Source organism: Streptomyces sp. P9-A2, assembly GCF_036634175.1.
Taxonomy (GTDB): Bacteria; Actinomycetota; Actinomycetes; order Streptomycetales; family Streptomycetaceae; genus Streptomyces; species Streptomyces pratens.
Map to the genome: position 1 here is coordinate 6650201 of NZ_JAZIFX010000001.1, position 19676 is coordinate 6669876.

The following is a 19676-nucleotide window of genomic DNA, read 5'->3' on the forward strand; positions in this document are numbered from 1 at the left end:
CCACGACCGGCACCTACATACCGTCTAGGCCACTTCCGCGACGGATCCGGCGGCCAGCCCCAGTTCGCGCTCGCCGAGAGGGGTGAAGAAGCGTTCGACGTCGGCCTCGGTGACCTCTGCGAGGGTGGCGGGCGACCAGCGTGGGTTGCGGTCCTTGTCGATGACCTGGGCGCGGATGCCCTCCACCAGGTCGGGGGCGGTCAGGGCGACACAGGAGACCCGATACTCCTGGTCGAGGACCCGCTCCAGCGGGCCGAGCCGACGGGCGCGGCGCAGGGCGGCCAGGGTGACCTTCAGCGCGGTGGGCGACTTGGCGAGCAGACTCTCGGCGGCCTCCTTGGCGGCGGGGTCGGGGTGGGCGAGCAGCCGCTGGACGATCTCCTCTAGCGAGCCGGCCGAGTAGCAGGCGTCGATCCACTCCCGCCGCCCGGCCAGCTCCCCCTGCGGCGCGGGCCGCACATGGCGGGCCACGGCGTCCCGCACGGGCAGGTCGGCGAGGTCGGCGACAAAGCGCGGTAGGGCGGAGGAGGGGACGAAGTGGTCGGCGAGGCCGCAGAGCAGGGCGTCGCCGGCACCGATGACGGCGCCTGTCAAGGCGAGATGCGTGCCGAGTTCCCCCGACGCGAGGGCGAGCAGATGGGTGCCGCCGACGTCCGGTACGAAACCGATACCGGTCTCGGGCATGGCGATTCGGGACTGTTCAGTGACGACACGGACGCTACCGTGTGCGGAGACACCGACTCCGCCGCCCATCACGATGCCGTCCATAACGGCGACGTAGGGCTTGGGGTAGCGCGCGATGCGGGCGTTAAGGCGATATTCGTCGCGCCAGAACGCGGCTGAGGTGCTGCCGTCGCCGTCCCGGACGTCGTCGTGGATGGCTCGGATGTCGCCGCCCGCGCACAGGCCGCGTTCCCCCGCGCCGGTGATGACGACCGTCTCGACCGCGGGGTCTTGCTCCCAGGCGGTGAGGGCTTCGTCGATCTGGCGGACCATCGCGTGGTTCAGGGCGTTGAGGGCGCGGGGGCGGTTGAGGGTGAGGTGGGCGACGCGTCCGGCGGTGTGGAGCCGGACCGCCTCTTCGCTGTCGGTCATCCGAACGCCTCCGTGAGGCCGCGGGCCACGATGACGCGCATGATCTCGTTGGTTCCTTCCAGGATCCGGTGGACGCGAAGATCGCGGACGATCTTCTCGATGCCGTACTCGTTGAGGTAGCCGTATCCGCCGTGCAGTTGGAGCGCCCGGTCGGCGACCGCGTACCCGATGTCGGTGGCGAACCTCTTGGCCATGGCGCACAGGTACGGCGCCTGCGGGTGGCCCCGGTCCAGTGCCTGGGCGGCCTGCTGGACCAGGGCGCGGGCCGCGGCGAGTTCCGTCGCCATGTCGGCGAGGCTGAAGCGCAGTGCCTGGGCGTCGAGCAGACGCTGACCGAAGGCCTCCCGGTCGGCTAGGTGGGCGAGGCTGCGGTCGAGGGCGCTGCGGGCACCGCCCAGGGAGCAGGCGGCTATGCCGAGGCGGCCGCCGTTGAGTCCGTTCATCGCGATCCGGAAGCCCTGGCCCTCCCGGCCAAGCAGCCGATCAGCCGGGACACGTACGGCATCCAGCACGACCTGCCGGGTGGACTGAGCGTTCCAGCCCATCTTCCGCTCGTTGGGGCCGAAGGAAAGGCCGGGGTCGTCCTCGTCGACGACGAAGGCGGAGACGCCGTCCGCGCCATCGTTGCCGGTGCGCGCCATCACCACGTACAGCTGGGAGGTCCCGGCGCCGGAGATGAACTGCTTGACGCCGGTGAGGACCCAGTGGTCGCCGTCACGGGTGGCCCGCGTGGTGAGGGCCGCCGCGTCCGAGCCGGCGCCCGGCTCGGTCAGGCAGTAGCTGGCCAGGTCCTCCATGGCACACAGGCGGGGCAGCCAACGCTCGCGCTGGCAGGCGTCGCCGTAGTGGTCAATCATCCAGGCGACCATGTTGTGGATGGAGAGATAACCCGCGATGGACGGACAGCCCGAGGCGAGAGCTTCGAAGACGAGGACGCCGTCGGCCCGGGTGAGACCGGAGCCCCCGGATTCCTCGCGGACGTAGATGCCGCCGAGGCCGAGCCCGGCGGCCTTGCGCAGGACGTCGACGGGGAAGTGCTTGTCCCGGTCCCAGTCGAGGGCGTGCGGGGTGAGGTGGTCCTGGGCGAAGTCGAGAGTGGTCTCGACGAGGGCCTGCTGGTCCTCGGTGAGCAGGGTGGAGGTCATCGCGCTCACCCCGTCGTCGGGATCGTGAACTTCGCGCCTTCCCTCAGGCCAGCGGGCCGACGCGAGGTGACCGTCTTCGTTCGCATGCAGAATTCGATGCCGGTGCCAGCGTTGTCGGTGAACTCACCCTTGAGCAGGTGCGGGATGCCTGCTTCACACTCGACTGCTTCCAGACCGGGTTGGAGGTCGCCGTGCGCGTCGGCGACCGTCTTGCTGTGCTCGGCGGACAGCAGCCGGGCAAGCGAGTCCTTCTCCTGCTGGGCGAGTTGCAGGAACCGCAGCAGTACCCGGGCGCGGCGCTGAAGGTTCCACTGGCCCCACTCATGCTGTGCCCGCTCGGCATCGTTGATCGCTTCCTCGGTCTCGGCCCGGCTCGCGAGGGGAACGCGGGTCTGGACCTCGCCGGTGTCGGGGTCGTGGACCTCGCCAAAGGCACCGGAGGTGCCCGGGGTGAGCCTGCCGCCGGAGAAGTGGGTCAACTCGCCTACAGAAGCGCGTTCTTGGGTATGGATCATGAGGGTGCCAGCTCTCGTCAGGTGGTCCGGACGGCGCGCCGGGCCGCCGCATCCGTACGCCATGGCGTACGGATGCGGGGTTGCGCGAGATCGCGTATGGCTGAGGGCCGCCAGAACGCGACGGCCGAGCGCAGCTGAACCCCGTGGTGGAGCACGGCCCTTCGCGCGGACCGGACGGGATTGTGACTGTGCACCTACGCCATGCGTGTCAGCTCCATCCTTGGGGACAACATGGAACATCCCGCGGCCGGTATTCTGACGCTCGGTCAGCGAGTGTCGTCCGCTTGACAGGCTGCTCGTCAGTGACGTCCTGCTCGACGGCTTACTCCCAGGTCACAGCGGCGGATCACGCCGGCTTCCCTGCGCCGCGGGGTTTCGCCGCGACTATATAGTTGGGCGTCCTAGTAAATCCAGCCCCACCGTACGTGTGCATGTTTGCACAGCGGCTGTGTCAAAGTGCCTCTTGCCCGAGCAGGTACGCAAGCCGGATCTTGGACGCCGTACGTACTCCACGGCACCAGGAGGTAGTGGGATGGCCATTGCCGGGTTCATCGGTCTTGGCAACATGGGCTGCCCCACGGCCACGAACCTCGTGGCCACGACCTCTCCTCGGACGCTGCCGCGGCGGCTCGGCAGGCCGGAGTTGTCACCGCCGGCTCCGTCGCAGACGCCGTGGCCAAGGCCCAGGTCGTCATCACGATGCTGCCGACCGGACGACACCTACAGGACGCGATCCTCGGCGATGGCGACCGACAGCGACACCTCACGCCGCCGCGCCTCGGAGAGCACAGCGAAAGCGTCTGCGCCTGGCTCCGCGAGCTCGCCCCGACCCTTGCCTGACCGAAGGAAAGACTCACGCACATGACCCCGACACCTCGAGGGCCGCGGCTCGGAGAATCCGGGCTGCCCATCGAACCGGTCTACGGAGCCGACGCCCTGACCGGCTGGGATCCGGCCGAGCGGCTGGGCGAGCCGGGGACGTACCCGTTCACCCGGGGCGTGTACCCGACGATGTACACCGGCCGTCCCTGGACGATGCGCCAGTACGCCGGTTTCGGCACGGCGAGCGAGTCCAACGCCCGGTACAAGCAGCTGATCGCCAACGGCACGATGGGCCTGTCGGTCGCCTTCGACCTGCCCACCCAGATGGGCCACGACTCCGACGCCCCGATCGCCTCGGGCGAGGTCGGCAAGGTGGGCGTCGCCATCGACTCGATCGACGACATGAGGGTGCTGTTCGGCGGGATCCCGCTGGACAAGGTCTCCACGTCGATGACGATCAACGCGCCCGCCTCCCTCCTGCTGCTCCTGTACCAACTCGTCGCCGAGGAGCAGGGCGTCCCGGCCGACAAGCTCACCGGCACGATCCAGAACGACGTACTCAAGGAGTACATCGCCCGGGGCACCTACATCTTCCCGCCCAAGCCCTCCCTGCGGCTGATCGCGGACATCTTCAAGTACTGCCGGGCCGAGATCCCGAAGTGGAACACGATCTCGATCTCCGGCTACCACATGGCCGAGGCGGGGGCCTCCCCGGCGCAGGAGATCGCGTTCACCCTGGCCGACGGCATCGAGTACGTCCGTACCGCGGTCGCGGCCGGCATGGACGTCGACGACTTCGCACCCCGTCTGTCGTTCTTCTTCGTCTCCCGCACGACGATCCTGGAGGAGGTCGCCAAGTTCCGCGCGGCCCGCCGGATCTGGGCCCGGGTCATGAAGGAGGAGTTCGGCGCGAAGAACCCCAAGTCGCTGATGCTGCGCTTCCACACGCAGACCGCCGGTGTCCAGCTGACCGCCCAGCAGCCCGAGGTCAACCTGGTGCGCGTCGCCGTGCAGGGCCTGGCCGCGGTCCTCGGCGGCACCCAGTCGCTGCACACCAACTCCTTCGACGAGGCCATCGCGCTGCCCACCGACAAGAGCGCCCGCCTGGCCCTGCGCACCCAGCAGGTCCTCGCCTACGAGACGGACGTGACGGCGACCGTCGACCCGTTCGCCGGCTCCTACGTCATCGAGAAGATGACCGACGAGGTGGAGGCCGCCGCGCTGGAGCTGATGAAGCGGGTCGAGGACCTCGGCGGCGCGGTCGACGCCATCGAACACGGCTTCCAGAAGAGCGAGATCGAGCACTCCGCCTACCGCATCGCCCAGGAGACCGACTCCGGCGAGCGGGTCGTGGTCGGCGTCAACCGCTACCAGCTCGACGCCGAGGAGCCCTACGAGCCGCTGCGCGTCGACCCGGCGATCGAGGCCCAGCAGGCCGAACGCCTGGCGAGGCTCCGCGCGGAGCGCGACCAGCGGGCGGTGGACACCGCCCTGGCGGCCCTGAAGAAGGCCGCGGAGGGCGAGGACAACGTCCTGTACCCGATGAAGGACGCCCTGCGCGCGCGGGCCACGGTGGGCGAGGTGTGCAACGCGCTGCGGGAAATCTGGGGGACCTACGTGCCGAGCGACGCCTTCTGAACGTTCGTAACGGTGCTCATCACAGGACGCCTTGAGAAGTGAGTGGCAATGACAACAACACCCAGTCCCCTGCGTGTATTGGTGGCCAAGCCCGGTCTGGACGGTCATGACCGCGGGGCCAAGGTGATCGCCCGGGCCCTGCGCGACGCTGGGCTCGAGGTGATCTATACCGGCCTGCATCAGTCGCCGGAGCAGATCGTGGAGGCGGCCATCCAGGAGGATGTCGCCGGAATCGGCCTGTCCGTGCTGTCTGGTGCCCATCTGACGCTCTTCGCCAGGGTTCTCGACCTGCTCAAGGAGCTCGACGCGGCCGACATCACGCTCTTCGGCGGCGGCATCATCCCGACAGGGGACATCCCTCCGCTGGAGCGGATGGGCGTCGCCCGCGTCTTCACCCCGGGCACGCCCACCCAAGAAGTCGTCGAGTGGGTCAAGGCGCACGTGGGGGTTCCGTCGCCGATCGCCCCCGTATGCGGCGGCAGTCCGACGGGAGTGGGTTCGTGAGAGCAACCGTGGCCGCGCTGAACGGCGTGAGCGTCCTGCGGTACCCGGCCGGTCAGGTCATCCTCGACCGCGTCGACTGGACGATCCGGGCCGGTGAGCACTGGGCTCTGCTCGGCCCCAACGGTGCCGGCAAGACGAGCATGTTGCGGCTGGTCGGCGCCCTCATGCATCCGACCAGCGGCAGCGTCGACGTGCTGGGCCACCGGATCGGCCGCGTCGACCTGCGCGAACTGCGCACCCGCATCGGTTTCGTGTCCCCGGGGCAGGAGGTGCCGCGCGACGCTACCGTGCACGCGGTCGTCCTCACCGGCGCGACGGGGACCGTGCAGCCGCTGTGGCGTGAGTACGGCCCTGCCACGCGCGAGCGGGCCCACGAACTGCTTGGCGAGCTGGGCTGCAAGGACCTGGCGGACCGCCCGTACGGCGTCTGCTCCGGCGGCCAGCGTGCCCGGGTCCTCATCGCGAGGGCCCTGATGTCCGAGCCGTCCCTGCTGCTGCTCGACGAGCCGTACAACGCGCTCGATCTGCCGTCCCGGGAGGACGTGATCGACGCCCTGCACTATCTCGCGACGACCCGCCCCGACCTGACCACCGTCACCGTCACCCACTACGTGGAGGAACTGCCGGCCAGCACCGGACACGCGCTGCTCCTGCGAGGCGGGAGGGTCCAGGCGTCCGGTCCGGTCGAAGAGGTGCTCACCAGTGACGGCATGAGCGCGTGCTTCCAACGGCCCATCGAGGTCGAGCGGCGCGACGGCCGCTGGACCGCCCGCTCCGGCCGCGGGATGTCCCACACGGCGCTCGACCGAGGACCCCGGACCGGCGGCGGATCCAGAGCCGAGATCGGACCGCCCGTCTTCGAGCACCGTTAGGCCGTGTTTTAGGACTGGGCTACTTGCCGCGCCTCGTGCCGTGGTGATCGCGGTGGGGGCGTGGGGGCTCTCTCGGATGAGCAGTGGGCTGTGCTGGAACCGCTGTTGCCCGTGGCGCAGGTCGGCAGGCCATCTGCATGCCGACGCAGACTGGTTGATGGGATCCGACGGCGGGTGCGGACGGGGGCTCCATGGCGTGATCTGCCGGTGGAATACGGACCCCGGCAGACGGTCTATGGGCTCTTCCGCCGCGCAGCGGGCCGGTGTGTGGCAAATGGTGCTGGTCGGTCTCCAGGCCCGGGCGGATGCGGCAGGGCTGATCACGTGGGAGGTGAACGTCGATTCCACGATCTGCCGGGCGCATCAGCACGCGGCCGGCGCCCGCCGGGACGGACAGGGCCAGAAAGAGCCGCCCGGCGGCATCCGCGTTGAGCCGGACGACCATGCACTCGGCCGGTCCCGGGGCGGCTGGACCACCAAAATCCACCTGGCCTGCGAACAACGCCAAAGGCCCTTGTCTCCGCTGGTCACCGCAGGCCGGCGGAGGGGGGGAGAGGCCGCATTTCCCGGCGTGCTGGAAGGCATTCGCGTGCCCCGGCTCGGGCCCGGCCGCCCGCGTCGGCGACCGCTGCGGGTGCGCGGCGACAAGGCCTGTTCCTCGCGCGCCAACCGTGCCTGCTTACGCAAGCGCAAGATCCGCAGCACCATCCCGGAACCGGCCGACCAGATCGGCCACCGCAAACGCCGCGGCAGCAGCGGCGGTCGTCCCCCGGCCTTCGACCGCGAGGACTACAAGGCCCGCCACGCTGTGGAGTGCGGCATCAACCGCCTCAAACGCAACCGGGCGGTGGCCACCCGGTTCGACAAGCTCGCCGTCCGTTTCCAGGCCACCGTCCACGTCGCAGCGATCAACGAATGGCTGTGACGTGGACGGCGGTGTCGGCCCCTCATGCCATGCTGACCACGACCGGGTGCCGGCACAGGAAGACCGGTTGGACCGGTTCGAAAAGCCGGCGGAACTGCTGCTCCAGCGCGCTGGCCAGGAGGAGCAGATACGCCGCAGCGCCGTCGGGCGACGAGGAACGAGTTCACGTCCCCGCCCGGGCGGAACCGTTTGCCCTCGGCGGTGACTGCGACCCCGCGCACCGCCGAGTCTTCGGCGCGTTACCGCGTCCCGGAGTGTGCGGGCTGCGGGCAGGTCGAAGGCGTGGGGGTCTCCGGACGTTCAAGGATGATCCTGCCGGCCCCGCCGTCCCGCTCGCACCGCGCGCAGCGGGGTTGCAGGTGGACCATCAAACCATTCCGGAGCAGTGCGTCCAGGCCTGCCCGCCACCGGTGCACATCCTGGCCACACCGTATTGCTCAGCGCCGGATGCTCACGTTGATCTGCTTGGTTTGAGTGAACGAGGCGATCGCGCCCTCGATGGAGAACTCCCGCCCGGTCCCCGACTGCTTGTAGCCGCCGTAGGACTGCCCGACCATCTGGCTGCCGCCCTGATTTACCTGCACCCAGCCGGACTCGATCCGGTGGGCGGTGGCAAGGGCTTCGTCGAGGTCGGCCGACCAGACGTAGGCCGCCAGACCGTAGTGGGAGTCGTTGGCCATGGCGACGACCTCGTCCACGTCTCGCCACGGGATGACCACCAGAACCGGGCCGAAGATCTCCTCACGGGCCACACGCCAGCTGTTGCGCACACCGGCCAGGATGGTCGGGCCCTGGTAGAAGCCTTCGAGGCCCTCGGGGCTGAAGGTGCTGCCGTCGAGCACGACGCGCACGCCGGGCTGGCTCTTGCCGTCCTCGACGTACTCACGCACCGTCTGGTGCTGCTTGGCGTTGATGATCGTCCCCATGTCGGTGGCCTCATCGAGCGGGTCGCCGACCTTAAGCGCACCGACCTGGGCCGCCAGTCGGTCCAGGAAGGCCTCGTAGACGTCTTCGTGCACGAACAGCCGTGAGCCTGCGGTGCAGGACTGGCCCTGGCGGGTGAAGCGCATCGCCAGGAGCACGCCGGCGGCGGTCGCGTCGATTCGGTCGGGGGTCGCGGCGGAGGGGAAGACAATGCTCGGGCTCTTTCCGCCGAGCTCAAGCGACACGTGGGCCAGACGCTCACTGGCAGCGGTGGCGACGTGCCGACCAACCGACGAGGAGCCGGTGAAGGAGACCTTGTCGATCCCGGGGTGCTGCACGATCGCCTCCCCCACGATGCTGCCGCGTCCCGTGACCACGTTGAGGACGCCGGCGGGCAGGTGCTCGGCGGCGAGCTCCGCGAGCCGGAGGATGGTCAGCGGTGCATCCTCGGCGGGCTTGACGACGAGGGCGTTGCCGGCGGCGAGTGCGGCCGGGATCTTCATTGCGGCGATCATCAGCGGGGAGTTCCACGGCAGGATCGCGCCGACGACGCCGAGCGGCTCCAGCCGGGTGTACTGGAGCTGGTTCTCGCCCGCCGGCAGCACGGTTCCCTTGAACTCGCCGGCCACGCCGGCGAAGTAGCGGAACAGCGAGACGAGCGTGGCCGCCTCCGGACGCGCCTGGGTGCGCAAAGCGTTGCCCGTGTCCTGTGCGGTCAAGGCCGCCAGGGACTCCGCCTCGCCCTCGAGGGCGTCGGCGATCTGCAGCAGGGCCCGCTGCCGGGCCGTGAAGTGCAGGGCGGCCCAGGCCGGCTGCGCCGCTCGGGCGGCAGCGACAGCGCGGTCGACGTCGGCCGCGGAGCCGTTGGGGACCCGGGCCAGGACGGTGCCCGCCCGCGAGGGGCACACGACCTCGGTCCAGGCGCCCTCGACCGAGTCGACCCACTCACCGTCGATGTACATGGGCCAGTCGGGGGCTTCGGTGCCGTTCAGTTCGAGAACAGTCTGGTGCTTCATCGGATGCCAGCTTTCTGGGCAGGGGGTCTGATCGGTCGGGGTCGCTCAGCTGTGCTCGAAGGTGGGCGGCCGCTTCTCGACGAACGCGGTCATCCCCTCGGCTCGGTCTGCGAGGGCGAAGGTGGCGTGGAAGGTACGCCGCTCGAAGGTGACGCCCTGGGCGAGGGCGGATTCGAATGCCTGGGCGATGGCTTCCTTGGCGGCGTATGCGGCCGGCAGCGACATCGCGGCGATCTTCTCCGCGGTCTCGATCGCCTCGTCGAGGAAGCGCTCGGTCGGCACGATCCTCGAGACCAGCCCGGCCCGCTCCGCCTCGGCGGCATCCATCAGTCGGCCTGTCAGGATCAGGTCCATCGCCTTGGCCTTGCCCACCGCCCGGGTCAGCCGCTGGGTTCCGCCGATGCCGGGGATCGTCCCGAGGGTGATCTCGGGTTGCCCGAACCGCGCGTTCTCGGCCGCGATCAGCAGGTCGCACATCATCGCGACCTCACAGCCGCCGCCGAGGGCGTACCCGGCCACGGCCGCGATCGTGGGTGTGCGCACGGCCGCGAACCTGTCCCATGCCGAGAAGAAGTCGGAGAGCAAGACGTCGGCGTAGGTCAGGCTCGCCATCTCCTTGATGTCGGCACCAGCGGCGAACGCCTTTTCCGAACCGGTCAGCACGATCGCACCGATGCCATGGTCCTGATCGAACTCGGTTGCGGCAGCGACGACCTCTGTCATGAGCGCGGCGTTGAGGGCGTTCAGCGCATGAGGGCGGTTGAGCGTGATGATGCCGACTCGCCCGCGGCGCTCGACGATGATGTTCTCGTAGCCATTCTGCTGTTCGGGGGTCGCGGTCATCGGGTTACCTCCTGGGCGGGCTCGAACGGTTCCTGGCGGACTTGCTCGATGATGGCCGAGAAGTCGCGGGTGCGGCCGCTGCCGACGGCGAAGTCGCGGTACAGGTCGGTGGCGAGCCTGCCGAGCCTGACGTCGGTCAGCGTGGCGTCCGCCGCCTTCATGGCGAGGGCGAGGTCCTTGGCCATCAACGGTGAGGCGAAGCCGGGTGCGTAGTCCCGGTTGGCGGGGCTGGTCGGGGCCGGGCCGGGGACCGGGCAGTTGGTGGTCAGCGCCCAGCACTGTCCGGAAGCAGTGGATGCCACGTCGAAGAGCGCCTGGTGAGTCAGTCCGAGGCGCTCGCCGAGGACGAACGCCTCTGACACGGCGATCATCGAGATGCCCAGGATCATGTTGTTGCAGATCTTCGCCGCCTGCCCGGCACCGACACCGCCGCAGTGCACGACGCGGCCGGCCATCGGCTCGAGAATCGTGCGCGCCTCGTCGATGTCGGCCTCGTCGGCGCCGACCATGAACGTGAGCGTGCCGGCCGCGGCCCCGACCACCCCGCCGGAGACCGGCGCGTCAATCGCACGGTGGCCCGCCTCGACCGCATGACTGGCGGCGGTCCGAGCGTCCTGGACGGCGATCGTGGAGCAGTCGATCAGCAGGGCGTCGGGGGGGACGGCCTCCAGCAGAGGTGTGTCGCCACGGCGGCCGAGGTAGACGTCGAGGACGTGGTCGCCGGTCGGCAGCATCGTGATGACGGCCTCCGCCCCTGCGGCGGCCTCCGCCGCGGACCCCGCCAGGACGACGCCCTTCTCCACGGCCTGCTCACAGGCGGCCGGTGAGGGGTCGAACCCGGTCACGGCGTAGCCCGCCTTCACGAGGTTCGCCGCCATCGGGCCACCCATGTTGCCCAGACCGACGAACGCGATCTTCCTGTTCATGCAGTTCCTTCCTGCTCCGGCGCCGCGGCCGGGCCTACTGACGAGGTGGGGTCGAGCTCCAGCTCTGCGTCCCCCAGCGAAGCGAAATGGGCGTCGACCTCGACGGGATCGACGCCGGCGACCTGGGGCGGCTCCCAGCGCGGATTCCGGTCCTTGTCGATGACCTGCGCCCGGATGCCCTCAGCCATGTCGTGGCCGCGCAGAAGGCGGACCGCCAACCGGAACTCCTGGGCAAGCGCCTCCTCCAGCCGGGTCATCCGGCGGGCGGCGCGTAGCGCACGGAGAGTGACAACCAGGGAAGTGGGTGACTTGGAGCGGATCGCCGCCAGGGCCTCGGCGGCCTCCGGCTCGGGTCGTCTGTCCAGTGCGTCGAGGATCTCTGCGACGGTGTTGTGGGTGAAGGCAGCGTCAACCCAGGTCCGCTGCTCGGCGAGCTTCGAGGGCGGCGCCGGACGGGCGACCTTCGTGAGCGCCTCGTCGACCGGGTGGTCCACGAGCAGGTCGACGAGGGTCTCGAGATCGGCGGAATCCACGAAGTGGTCGGCCAGCCCAAGTTCAATAGCGTCGCCGGCGGTCATGTGGCCCGCGGTGAGCGCCACGAGGGTGCCGAGCTCGCCGGGAGCACGGGAGAGCAGCCAGGTGCCGCCCACGTCCGGGACGAACCCGATGCCGGTCTCCGGCATCCCGACCCTCGTCTTGTCAGTGACCACTCGGTGGCTGGCGTGGGCGGATACACCGACGCCGCCACCGAGCACGATCCCGTCCATGAGCGCGACGTAGGGCTTGGGGTAGGAGGCGATGAAGGCGTTGAGGCGGTACTCGTCGCGCCAGAAGTCCACAGCCCCGTGTCCACCGGACACGGCGTCCTGGTAGATCGAGACGATGTCGCCGCCCGCGCACAGACCACGCGCCCCCGCCCCCTTGACCACTACTGCGGTCACGTCCGGGTCGGTCGCCCAGTCGTCGAGCGCCGCCTGCAGCAGGCCCACCATCTCGTGGGTGAGTGCGTTGATCGAACGAGGCCGGTTGAGGGTCAACAGGCCAAGGGGACCACGTCGCTCGGCGAGGACCGAAGGCTCAATGGTCGGCTGGTCACTCATGCTGCTACCTCCAGTACTGCTCTATTGACGATGAGTTGCATGACCTCGTTGGTGCCCTCGAGGAGCTGGTGCGCCCGTAGGTCACGCACGATCCGCTCCACGGCGTACTCCGACAGGTATGGACGTACGAGCTCTCGGCGAACTTTCGAACCGCTTGCATCATCGCCCTCAGGCCGGCCTCGTCGATGCCCACGGCTTGTCTCCCGGGTCCAACGCAGCGGAGGTCAGCCCGAGCCACGCACGGACGGAGTCGTCGTGCTCGCCCAAGAGGGGCGGATGGGTGTGGTGCTCCCGGGCGCCGGCATACGGGTTGTCGTCGAAGCGCAAGGCCGGACCGGGCAGCTCGACCGGCCCGAGGGTGGGATGGTCGACCTCGACCAGCAGGCCCTGGGAACGGGTTTGGTCCCAGGCATAGACCTCGTCCAAGGTGCGTACCCGACCGGCGGGGACGCCCGCGTGCTCGAGCAGCTTCAGCCAGTGGTCGGCCGGCGCCCCCCGCAGCACGGTCTCCAACACTGCGGTCACGCGGTCGCGGTGCTGAACGCGCAACTGGTTGCTCGCAAAGCGCGGGTCCTCGACGAACAGATCCAGCACCTGGCACAGGCGCCGCCAGATCGCGTCGTTGCCGCAGGCGATTTGGATCGAGACATCGGCAGTGCGAAAGATGCCGTACGGCGCGATGGAGGGGTGGTGGTTCCCTTCCCCCGTGGGCACCTGACCGGCGACGGTGTACCGGGTGCCCTGGAAGGCGTGAGCGCCGACGATGCTCGAGAGCAGGCTGGCACGGACCACCCGACCGCGACCGGTGCGCTCGCGTTCGAAGAGGGCGGCCACGATTCCGTAGGCGCCGTTCATCCCCGCCAGCAGGTCACCGATCGGAACACCCACCTTCGTCGGCTCGCCGGCTGGGCCAGTGAGGCTCATCAGGCCCGCCTCGCCCTGGGCGATCTGGTCGTAGCCCGCACGCTGCCATTCGGGCCCGTCGTGCCCGAAACCGGTCAGCGAACAGATCACCAGCCGCGGGTTCAGTTCGCGCAGACGCTGCTCGCCGAACCCCAGCCGCTCCAGCACCCCCGGCCGGAAGTTCTCCACCAGCACGTCGGCGACCTGGAGCAGCGCCGTGAGGAACGACCGACCCTCCTCGGACTTGAGGTTCGCGGTCACCGACTCCTTGTTCCGGTTGCACGAGAGGAAATAGGTCGAGATGCCGTCGTCGCCGACGAACGGCGGGCCCCAGTGGCGGCTGTCGTCCCCATCGGGGCTCTCCACCTTGATCACCCGCGCCCCGAGATCCGCCAGCATCATCGTCGCCTGCGGCCCGGCGAGGGCTCGGCTCAGGTCGACGACCACTACTCCACTCAACGGCGCGATGTTGTGGGCCTGCGGCACGGCGACTCCCGAGAGTAGGTGGACAAGAACGCGGCGACGAGAATTTGCTAGGACGCCCTAGTAAGTCTTCGGCAGCGCCTATCCCATATGCCTTCGGCCCGAGGAGCAATGCCCAACCCTGCGGACTCACTCTGCAAGAATGCACGCGTGGCAGACCTGCGAACCGACGACCTACTGGTGCTGTTGGCCGTTGCCCGGCGCCGCACATTCAGCGCCGCCGCCCGAGACCTTCGGGTCGATCACACGACGGTGGCCCGGCGGGTACAAGCGCTCGAGGCTGCGATGGGCGGCCGACTGCTCGTCGAGGCGCCCGGTGGCTGGGAGCTGACCCCGTTGGGCGAGACCGCCTGCGAGGGCGCCCGGGCGGTCGAGGCCGCGGTCGCCTCCCTGAGCCGCGCCCCTCAAACCCGCGTGCTGCGGGGCCTGGTGCGCGTCACCGCCCCGGAGGTCTTCATGGCCGAGGTGGTGGCACCGGCCGCGGCGACGATCAGCAAAGCGCATCCGGACGTACACCTCGAGCTGATCTCGATGACCCGGACGACACCGACTCACGGCCCGAGCGCTGACCTCGACATCGGAGTCACTCGCTCGGTCTCGCCCCGTCTGCACACCACTCGGCTTGCCGACTACCAGCTGGGACTGTTCGCTTCCCGCTCCTACCTCGAAACCCGTGGCCCCCTGCACTCCCGCGACGATCTGCGCGGTCACCTGCCCGTCTACTACGTGGAGTCGATGCTTCAGGTCGCAGACCTCGATCTCGTCGACCGGTTCTTCCCGGGCCGGCCGGGACTCCTAGGAGCGACAAGCGTCGCGGCACAGGTGGCCCTGGTAACGGCTGGAGCCGGGGTAGGCCTTCTGCCCGTGTACTTCGCCCGACGACATCGCGACCTAGTACCAGTTCTCGAGAACGAGGCGGTTGCGAACCTCAGCTACTGGATGACCGGCCGCCCCGCCAACTTGCGTCGCGCGGAAGTCGCCGCCGTCAGCGACGCCATTGTTCGTCAGGCAAGGGCAAACCTCGGTGATGCCTGATGCCCACCCGGCCGTGCCACTCAGTAACGGTGACGAGGTCTCGGCGACGGTACGGCTCCGCTTCCGGGTGGCAGTGGGGTCGAAGACGCGGCGGGGTCCCAGGAGCCGAAGGTCTTCCGGGTCAAGAACCCGTCGGCAGTTCTTCGGGGCACCAGCGCGGAGCGGTCCAGGCCGACGCTTCCTCGGTCAACAGGGACGCGTCGATGCTGCGGTATGAGAACATCGCGCGGCAGTTCCTGGCCCAGCGAGATGCCGGGACCTCCGCTTGGCAGGCCTGACCGGCGCTGGACTCAGTTCCTTCCTCCTGGCCGAGTGCGATCGCTGCAGCATGGGCGCGGCCAAGGGCCGAGTCGCCGAGTTCCGTGCGCTGTTGCGCTACCTGTCCCTGCGCGGGCTCACCCCCACCCCGTTGGCGGCGACGATCCCGCCAGTGGCCGGCTAGGCATCACACCGGCCTCCCGCCGACCGTCTCAGCCGACGGCGTCCAGGCGTTGCTGGACAGTTGCGACCGTGGCACGCCAGGTGGGGTACGTGACTTCGCGATCATCACCCTGGTTGCCCGGCTTTGGTCTGCGCTCGATCGAAGTTGCCGGTGGAGTCGGGGGACATCAACTGGCGGGCCGGTGAGGCCACCATCCGCAGCAAGGCCCGCCGTCGCGACGCGATGACGCTGCCACGGAGGTCGGGCAGGCGGTGGCCGGCTACCTGGTCGGCGCGCGACTTGCAACAGACCCAGCACCGCGCAGGCTGTTCCTGACCTGTCGTGCTCGTCGTGCCCGCGCGGACCTCTTCGGGGACGTCGTGGAGCGGGCATGCCGACGTGTCGGCATGCCCCTGGTGGGACCACACCTCTCCAGCACTGTCAACAGTCACGCCCCGGCCCGACAGATGCTGACCCGCGGGGTGTTGCTGACCGATATCAGCCAGGTGCTGCGGCACCGCGACCTGGCCATCACCGCACTCGCGACAGCGAATTAATCGGCATAGTTCCGGAATCAGTCCAGGTTGATCCATGCCGACGTCGGCGCAGATCGACGAGCTCGGCTCCGCGCCGCTTGACGACACCGGCGCACAGCTTTGCGTCGACGACGGGCTCGGGCGACGCGAGCGCCGATCATTGCGGTCCACGACCGGTCGCCGGCACGAACGTCGAGTGGGACGGCGAGCAGCGCAGCTGTGTGGCGAACAGAGTCCGCCGCGTACACGCCGCGGAGATCTGACATCTTCACACTCCCGCGTCACACTCCTGCGGGTGCGAGGACGATGTCGAACCGGACGCGTGACCAGGTGCCGTCAATGACGCGTCCGTCGGGGGTCGGGGTGCCGGCAGCCTGGGGCTCGAACCTCTTGATCAGCGACTGCTTGACGCCGAAGACGGTGTCCTTCCACCCGATCGGGTCACCCTCGGGGAAGATGTGGGTCACCAGCGTGCGGGCGCCCTCGTGGCTGACCATGAAGTGGAGGTGCGAGGCGCGCAGCGGGGAGCGGCCGACGGCGTCGAGCATCCTGCCGACCGGCCCGTCGTCGGGGATGGGGTACGGCGTCGGGGTGAGCCCCCAGAAGCGGTAGCTGCCGTCGGCCTCGGTGAACAGGTGCGCTCGCGCGGCCCGCTTCCCCGCGTCGTACTGCACGTCATACAGACCGGTCTCGTCGGCCTCCCACACCTCGATCCGCGCCCCGGCCAGCCGGTTGCCGTCGGTGTCGGTGACCGTGCCCTCGACCCAGCACGGCTCACCCGGTGCCTCGAATGCCATGTCCCCGCCGTTGTCGATGGCGGGGGAGTCCTCGACGAAGAACGGCCCGAACACCGTTGCCTCGGTGGCATCGGCATAGGCGGCGTTGTTGACGTTGATGGTCTGCATCGACGCACCCAACGTGTCACTGAGGAGGATGAACTCCTGGCGCACGTCGTCGGTGATGTGCCCGGCCTTGGTGAGGAAGTCGATCGCGGCCCCCCACTCCTCTTCGGTCAACCGCACCTCGCGGATGAAGGAATGCAGGTGCTTGACGAGGGCGACCATCAACTCCTTCAGCCGCGGGTCCTCACACGCCTCGAAGGACGCCACCACATGGTCGACGAGCTGCTGCTCGACGGCCTGCTGCTCCGGGCTCACCTCTCGGAAGATCGTGCCGCGGGCATCCGCACCCGCAGTTTTGGGGTTCACCTGCGCGCGCTGTTTGGAAGCGGCGGTGGTCATAGCTCGGCTCCTTCCCAGGCCGCGCGCAGAAGCGCGGTCAGGTTCTCGTCGGTGACGGGGGTCGGGTTGTTGGCCGGGATCGCCGCCAGCACCGGGGCGACGGCCTTGGCGACGCCGTCCGCGGGCAGGCCGTAGTCCTTGAGCGCACGCGGCGCGTCCAGCCGCTCCCGCAACGCGCGCAGCCCCTCGGAGGCGGTCGCAGATCCGAACGCCGCCGCGATACGCCGCTCCGCCTCCGGCGCGTTGGGTGCGTTGAACGCCAACACATACGGCAGCACGACCGCGTGAGTCTGGGCATGCGGGAGGTCGAACATCCCACCCAGGACGTGGCAGATCTTGTGGTGCATCCCGCTGCCGGCGGACGCGAACGCGACCGCCGCGAGGTAGGCACCATAGAGCGTCTGCTCGATCCCCTCCACACTCGCCGAGTCGGCCTTCACCCGCGGTAGCCCGGCCGCAAGGCCACGGATCGCCTCCTGCGCCATGGCCTGGTCGATCGGGTCCATCCGGGGGCCCCACATCGCGTCCACGCAGTGCGCGAGCGCGTTCAAACCACTCGCAACCGTCATGTCGCCCGGCAGCGTCGTGAGCAGCGTAGCGTCGTAGACGATAGAGGCCGGCAAGACCTTCGGGTCCACACCGGTCGTCTTCGTCTCACCGTCGGTCAGCCCCCACACGTTGGTGGCCTCGGATCCGGCGTACGTCGTCGGCACCGCCACGATCGGCAGGCCCGCAGTCAGCGCGACCGCCTTTGCGAGCCCCGTGGTCGATCCTCCACCGACCGACACGAGGACGTCCGCTTTGGCGGTGGCCGCGGCGTCACGCGCGCGGTCGGCCACCTGGACCGGAACATGCATCACGACCTCGTCGTGCCGAAGGGCGACCGGCAGTACCTCTGCGATCGGGTCGGCCAGCTTTTTTTCGCGGTCGGACGCGATCAGCATGACCTTCGAAGCGCCGAGCGCCTCGACTTCGGCCTTGACCGCAGTCGCCGCCTCACCGGAGGCGAAGGTGACGCGCTGGGGAAGGGACTCGTGAGTGAATTTCATGGATTCCACTCTCGCGATTATTGGACACAGGTGATGACACCGGCGAGGGTCCGACTCTCCGAAGCCCTGCCGAATCCTTGGACGAAGCGTCCAGCCATACGTGCTTGCACGTGGTGCCATCGGAGAGCCAGCCGCCTGGCTGTATGTAATGGCCAATCCGCGAGGCAGCTTTCGTCCGGTCTGTACGTCGCTTCCCGCGAGTGCCTGCCCTCATTGTTGTCGTGCATCAGTTGTGACTGCCGTCACGCTGGCTGATTGTTTTAAGAGGGGACCCCTACATGGGAACAACCGCGGCTGTAAAGAGCCAGCGTCAGCAACTACGCCTGGCCGTCGTGTCCGGTTATCTGGGCACCACCATCGAGTACTACGACTTCCTGCTCTACGCCACGGCGTCGGCACTGGTCTTCGATAAAGTCTTCTTCTCAGACCTGAGCCCCGCACTGGCGACGATCGCAAGTCTGGGCACGCTGGCGGCGGGTTATATCGCCCGGCCGCTGGGCGGCGTGATCTTCGGCCACTTCGGTGACCGAGTCAGCCGCAAGCGCATGCTGGTCCTGAGCATGACAATTATGGGTGTGGCCAGCACGCTCATTGGCCTGCTCCCGACCTATGCATCGATCGGCGCGTGGGCCCCGGTGCTGTTGGTCTTCATGCGCGTGATCCAGGGCATCGCCGTTGGCGGCGAGTGGGGCGGCGCCGTTCTGATGGCGGCCGAGCATGCCACCTCCCGCCGCGGCCTCTGGGCCAGCTTCGGTAACGCCGGAGCTCCGAGCGGCATGGTGCTGTCGACCGCGATCCTGACGCTGTGCTCGGGGGCGATGAGCAATGCCGAGTTCATCAGCTGGGGGTGGCGCATCCCATTCCTGTTCAGCGCGGTGCTGCTGGTGATCGGCCTGGTCGTGCGGCTGCGGCTCGATGAGCCGCCTGCGTTCACCGGCGCCGTCAAGTCGGCCCCGTCCCGTCTGCCGTTGCTGGACGTACTGCGGCACCACCCGAAGAACCTCGCCCTCTCGATCGGTATGGGGGTCGGCTACTTCGTCTCCCAGGCCACTCTGACGACGTTCGTCATCGCCTACGCCGTCAACCACGGGTTCGAGCGGCAGACCGTGCTCAATGCACTGACGACGTCGTCAGTGGTCGCCGTGATCGCCACTCTCATCGCCGGCGGGCTCTCGGACCGCTTCGGTCGCCGCGCCCTCGTCGCCGCCGGCGCCGGCTCACTGGCCATCTGGTCCTTTGTTCTGTTCCCGCTCATCGACAGCGGCTCGACTGCCCTCCTCGTGCTGGCGGTCGTCGTCGGTCAGGGAATTCTCCTGTCGTGCTGGTTCGGCCCGCTGGCGGCGTTGTACGCCGAGCTCTTCCCGACGCGGTACCGGTACACCGGCGCCTCGCTCGGCTTCCAGGTCTCGGCCATCGGCGGCGGCCTCGCCCCCGGCGTTTTCGCCTCTGTCGTTTCCTTCAGTGGCGGCCCGCTGATGGTCTCGATCATCATGGCGGTGCTTTGCCTGATCTCGATCGGCTGCGTCCTGGCGCTGCGAGAGACGTCGCGACTGAGCCTCGACGACCTGCACACCCCGGCGACCGATACAGCATCCGCCTCCGATCCCCTTCCGGCGCCGCCGGGTCTCGCCGGCGACGCCCAGGCCGAAGCCATCCTTCGCCGCGAGGTCCAGCAGTGACTCG

General features: G+C 69.0%; 17 protein-coding genes and 1 pseudogene. 7 read left to right on the forward strand and 11 right to left on the reverse strand.

Features of this window, described 5'->3' with window-relative positions; all coding sequences use genetic code 11:
• Positions 1-24 precede the first annotated feature (24 nt).
• From V4Y04_RS30085 to V4Y04_RS30095, 3 genes are read right to left on the reverse strand one after another with little or no spacing between them, the layout of a single operon-like run.
• Entirely contained in the window at positions 25-1095 is a 1071-nt protein-coding gene (locus V4Y04_RS30085; RefSeq protein ID WP_332431524.1) for an enoyl-CoA hydratase/isomerase family protein, read from the reverse strand.
• Positions 1092-2240, reverse strand: a complete 1149-nt coding sequence (locus V4Y04_RS30090; protein WP_332431525.1) for an acyl-CoA dehydrogenase family protein — start codon at positions 2238-2240, stop codon at positions 1092-1094. Before V4Y04_RS30090 ends, V4Y04_RS30085 begins: the two co-directional genes overlap by 4 nt.
• Before the next feature lie 5 nt (positions 2241-2245).
• Positions 2246-2755: an aldehyde dehydrogenase family protein gene (locus tag V4Y04_RS30095; protein WP_332433041.1), complete on the reverse strand. Its 510-nt coding sequence runs from the start codon at positions 2753-2755 to the stop codon at positions 2246-2248.
• A gap of 570 nt (positions 2756-3325) precedes the next feature.
• Between V4Y04_RS30095 and V4Y04_RS30100 the strand changes: the two genes are divergently transcribed.
• From V4Y04_RS30100 to V4Y04_RS30120, 5 genes are all read left to right on the forward strand, one after another.
• The gene (locus tag V4Y04_RS30100) at positions 3326-3595 is read left to right on the forward strand and encodes an NAD(P)-binding domain-containing protein (protein ID WP_248844260.1); all 270 of its coding nucleotides are present in this window, start codon (positions 3326-3328) and stop codon (positions 3593-3595) included.
• A gap of 21 nt (positions 3596-3616) precedes the next feature.
• Positions 3617-5215 (forward strand): acyl-CoA mutase large subunit family protein, encoded by a 1599-nt coding sequence (locus tag V4Y04_RS30105; RefSeq protein ID WP_332431526.1) that lies wholly within the window; start codon positions 3617-3619, stop codon positions 5213-5215.
• Between the two features lie 48 nt (positions 5216-5263).
• Positions 5264-5719 carry a cobalamin B12-binding domain-containing protein gene (locus V4Y04_RS30110; protein WP_326755480.1) on the forward strand — a complete coding sequence of 152 codons (456 nt, stop codon included), beginning with the start codon at positions 5264-5266 and terminating at the stop codon, positions 5717-5719.
• Positions 5686-6591, forward strand: coding sequence for an ABC transporter ATP-binding protein (locus V4Y04_RS30115; protein WP_406467746.1), 906 nt, complete (start codon positions 5686-5688; stop codon positions 6589-6591). The genes V4Y04_RS30110 and V4Y04_RS30115 overlap by 34 nt, the downstream gene beginning before the upstream one ends.
• Before the next feature lie 60 nt (positions 6592-6651).
• Positions 6652-7516 (forward strand): IS5 family transposase gene (locus tag V4Y04_RS30120; protein ID WP_332431528.1). Its coding sequence is split into 2 segments (ribosomal slippage): positions 6652-6854 and positions 6853-7516, totalling 867 coding nucleotides; the frame shifts between segments, so codons are not numbered across the junction.
• Between the two features lie 437 nt (positions 7517-7953).
• On the opposite strand, the gene V4Y04_RS30125 is transcribed toward V4Y04_RS30120, so the two are convergent.
• The 6 genes and pseudogenes from V4Y04_RS30125 to V4Y04_RS30150 form a co-directional block, all read right to left on the reverse strand.
• Positions 7954-9456 carry an aldehyde dehydrogenase family protein gene (locus V4Y04_RS30125; protein WP_332431529.1) on the reverse strand — a complete coding sequence of 501 codons (1503 nt, stop codon included), beginning with the start codon at positions 9454-9456 and terminating at the stop codon, positions 7954-7956.
• A gap of 45 nt (positions 9457-9501) precedes the next feature.
• Entirely contained in the window at positions 9502-10299 is a 798-nt protein-coding gene (locus tag V4Y04_RS30130) for an enoyl-CoA hydratase (RefSeq protein WP_332431530.1), read from the reverse strand.
• Complete coding sequence (mmsB, locus tag V4Y04_RS30135) at positions 10296-11225, reverse strand: 3-hydroxyisobutyrate dehydrogenase (RefSeq protein ID WP_332431531.1); 930 nt, start codon at positions 11223-11225, stop codon at positions 10296-10298. Before mmsB ends, V4Y04_RS30130 begins: the two co-directional genes overlap by 4 nt.
• A complete protein-coding gene (locus V4Y04_RS30140; protein ID WP_332431532.1) occupies positions 11222-12325 on the reverse strand; it encodes an enoyl-CoA hydratase/isomerase family protein in 1104 nt (367 codons plus the stop codon). Before V4Y04_RS30140 ends, mmsB begins: the two co-directional genes overlap by 4 nt.
• Positions 12322-12444 (reverse strand): annotated as a pseudogene (locus V4Y04_RS37865) (acyl-CoA dehydrogenase family protein); the annotation flags it as partial. The gene V4Y04_RS30140 and the pseudogene V4Y04_RS37865, both read right to left, overlap by 4 nt.
• 49 nt (positions 12445-12493) lie before the next feature.
• Positions 12494-13675, reverse strand: a complete 1182-nt coding sequence (locus V4Y04_RS30150; RefSeq protein WP_326755486.1) for a CaiB/BaiF CoA transferase family protein — start codon at positions 13673-13675, stop codon at positions 12494-12496.
• Positions 13676-13861: 186 nt separating this feature from the next.
• Between V4Y04_RS30150 and V4Y04_RS30155 the strand changes: the two genes are divergently transcribed.
• Positions 13862-14746, forward strand: coding sequence for a LysR family transcriptional regulator (locus V4Y04_RS30155; protein WP_332431533.1), 885 nt, complete (start codon positions 13862-13864; stop codon positions 14744-14746).
• Positions 14747-15984: 1238 nt separating this feature from the next.
• On the opposite strand, the gene V4Y04_RS30160 is transcribed toward V4Y04_RS30155, so the two are convergent.
• A complete protein-coding gene (locus tag V4Y04_RS30160; protein ID WP_332431534.1) occupies positions 15985-16944 on the reverse strand; it encodes a dioxygenase family protein in 960 nt (319 codons plus the stop codon).
• A complete protein-coding gene (locus V4Y04_RS30165; protein WP_332433043.1) occupies positions 16941-17993 on the reverse strand; it encodes a maleylacetate reductase in 1053 nt (350 codons plus the stop codon). Before V4Y04_RS30165 ends, V4Y04_RS30160 begins: the two co-directional genes overlap by 4 nt.
• 278 nt (positions 17994-18271) lie before the next feature.
• Here V4Y04_RS30165 and V4Y04_RS30170 point away from each other — a divergent pair, with 278 nt between their 5' ends.
• Entirely contained in the window at positions 18272-19672 is a 1401-nt protein-coding gene (locus V4Y04_RS30170) for an MFS transporter (RefSeq protein ID WP_332431535.1), read from the forward strand.
• The last annotated feature ends 4 nt before the right edge of the window (positions 19673-19676 follow it).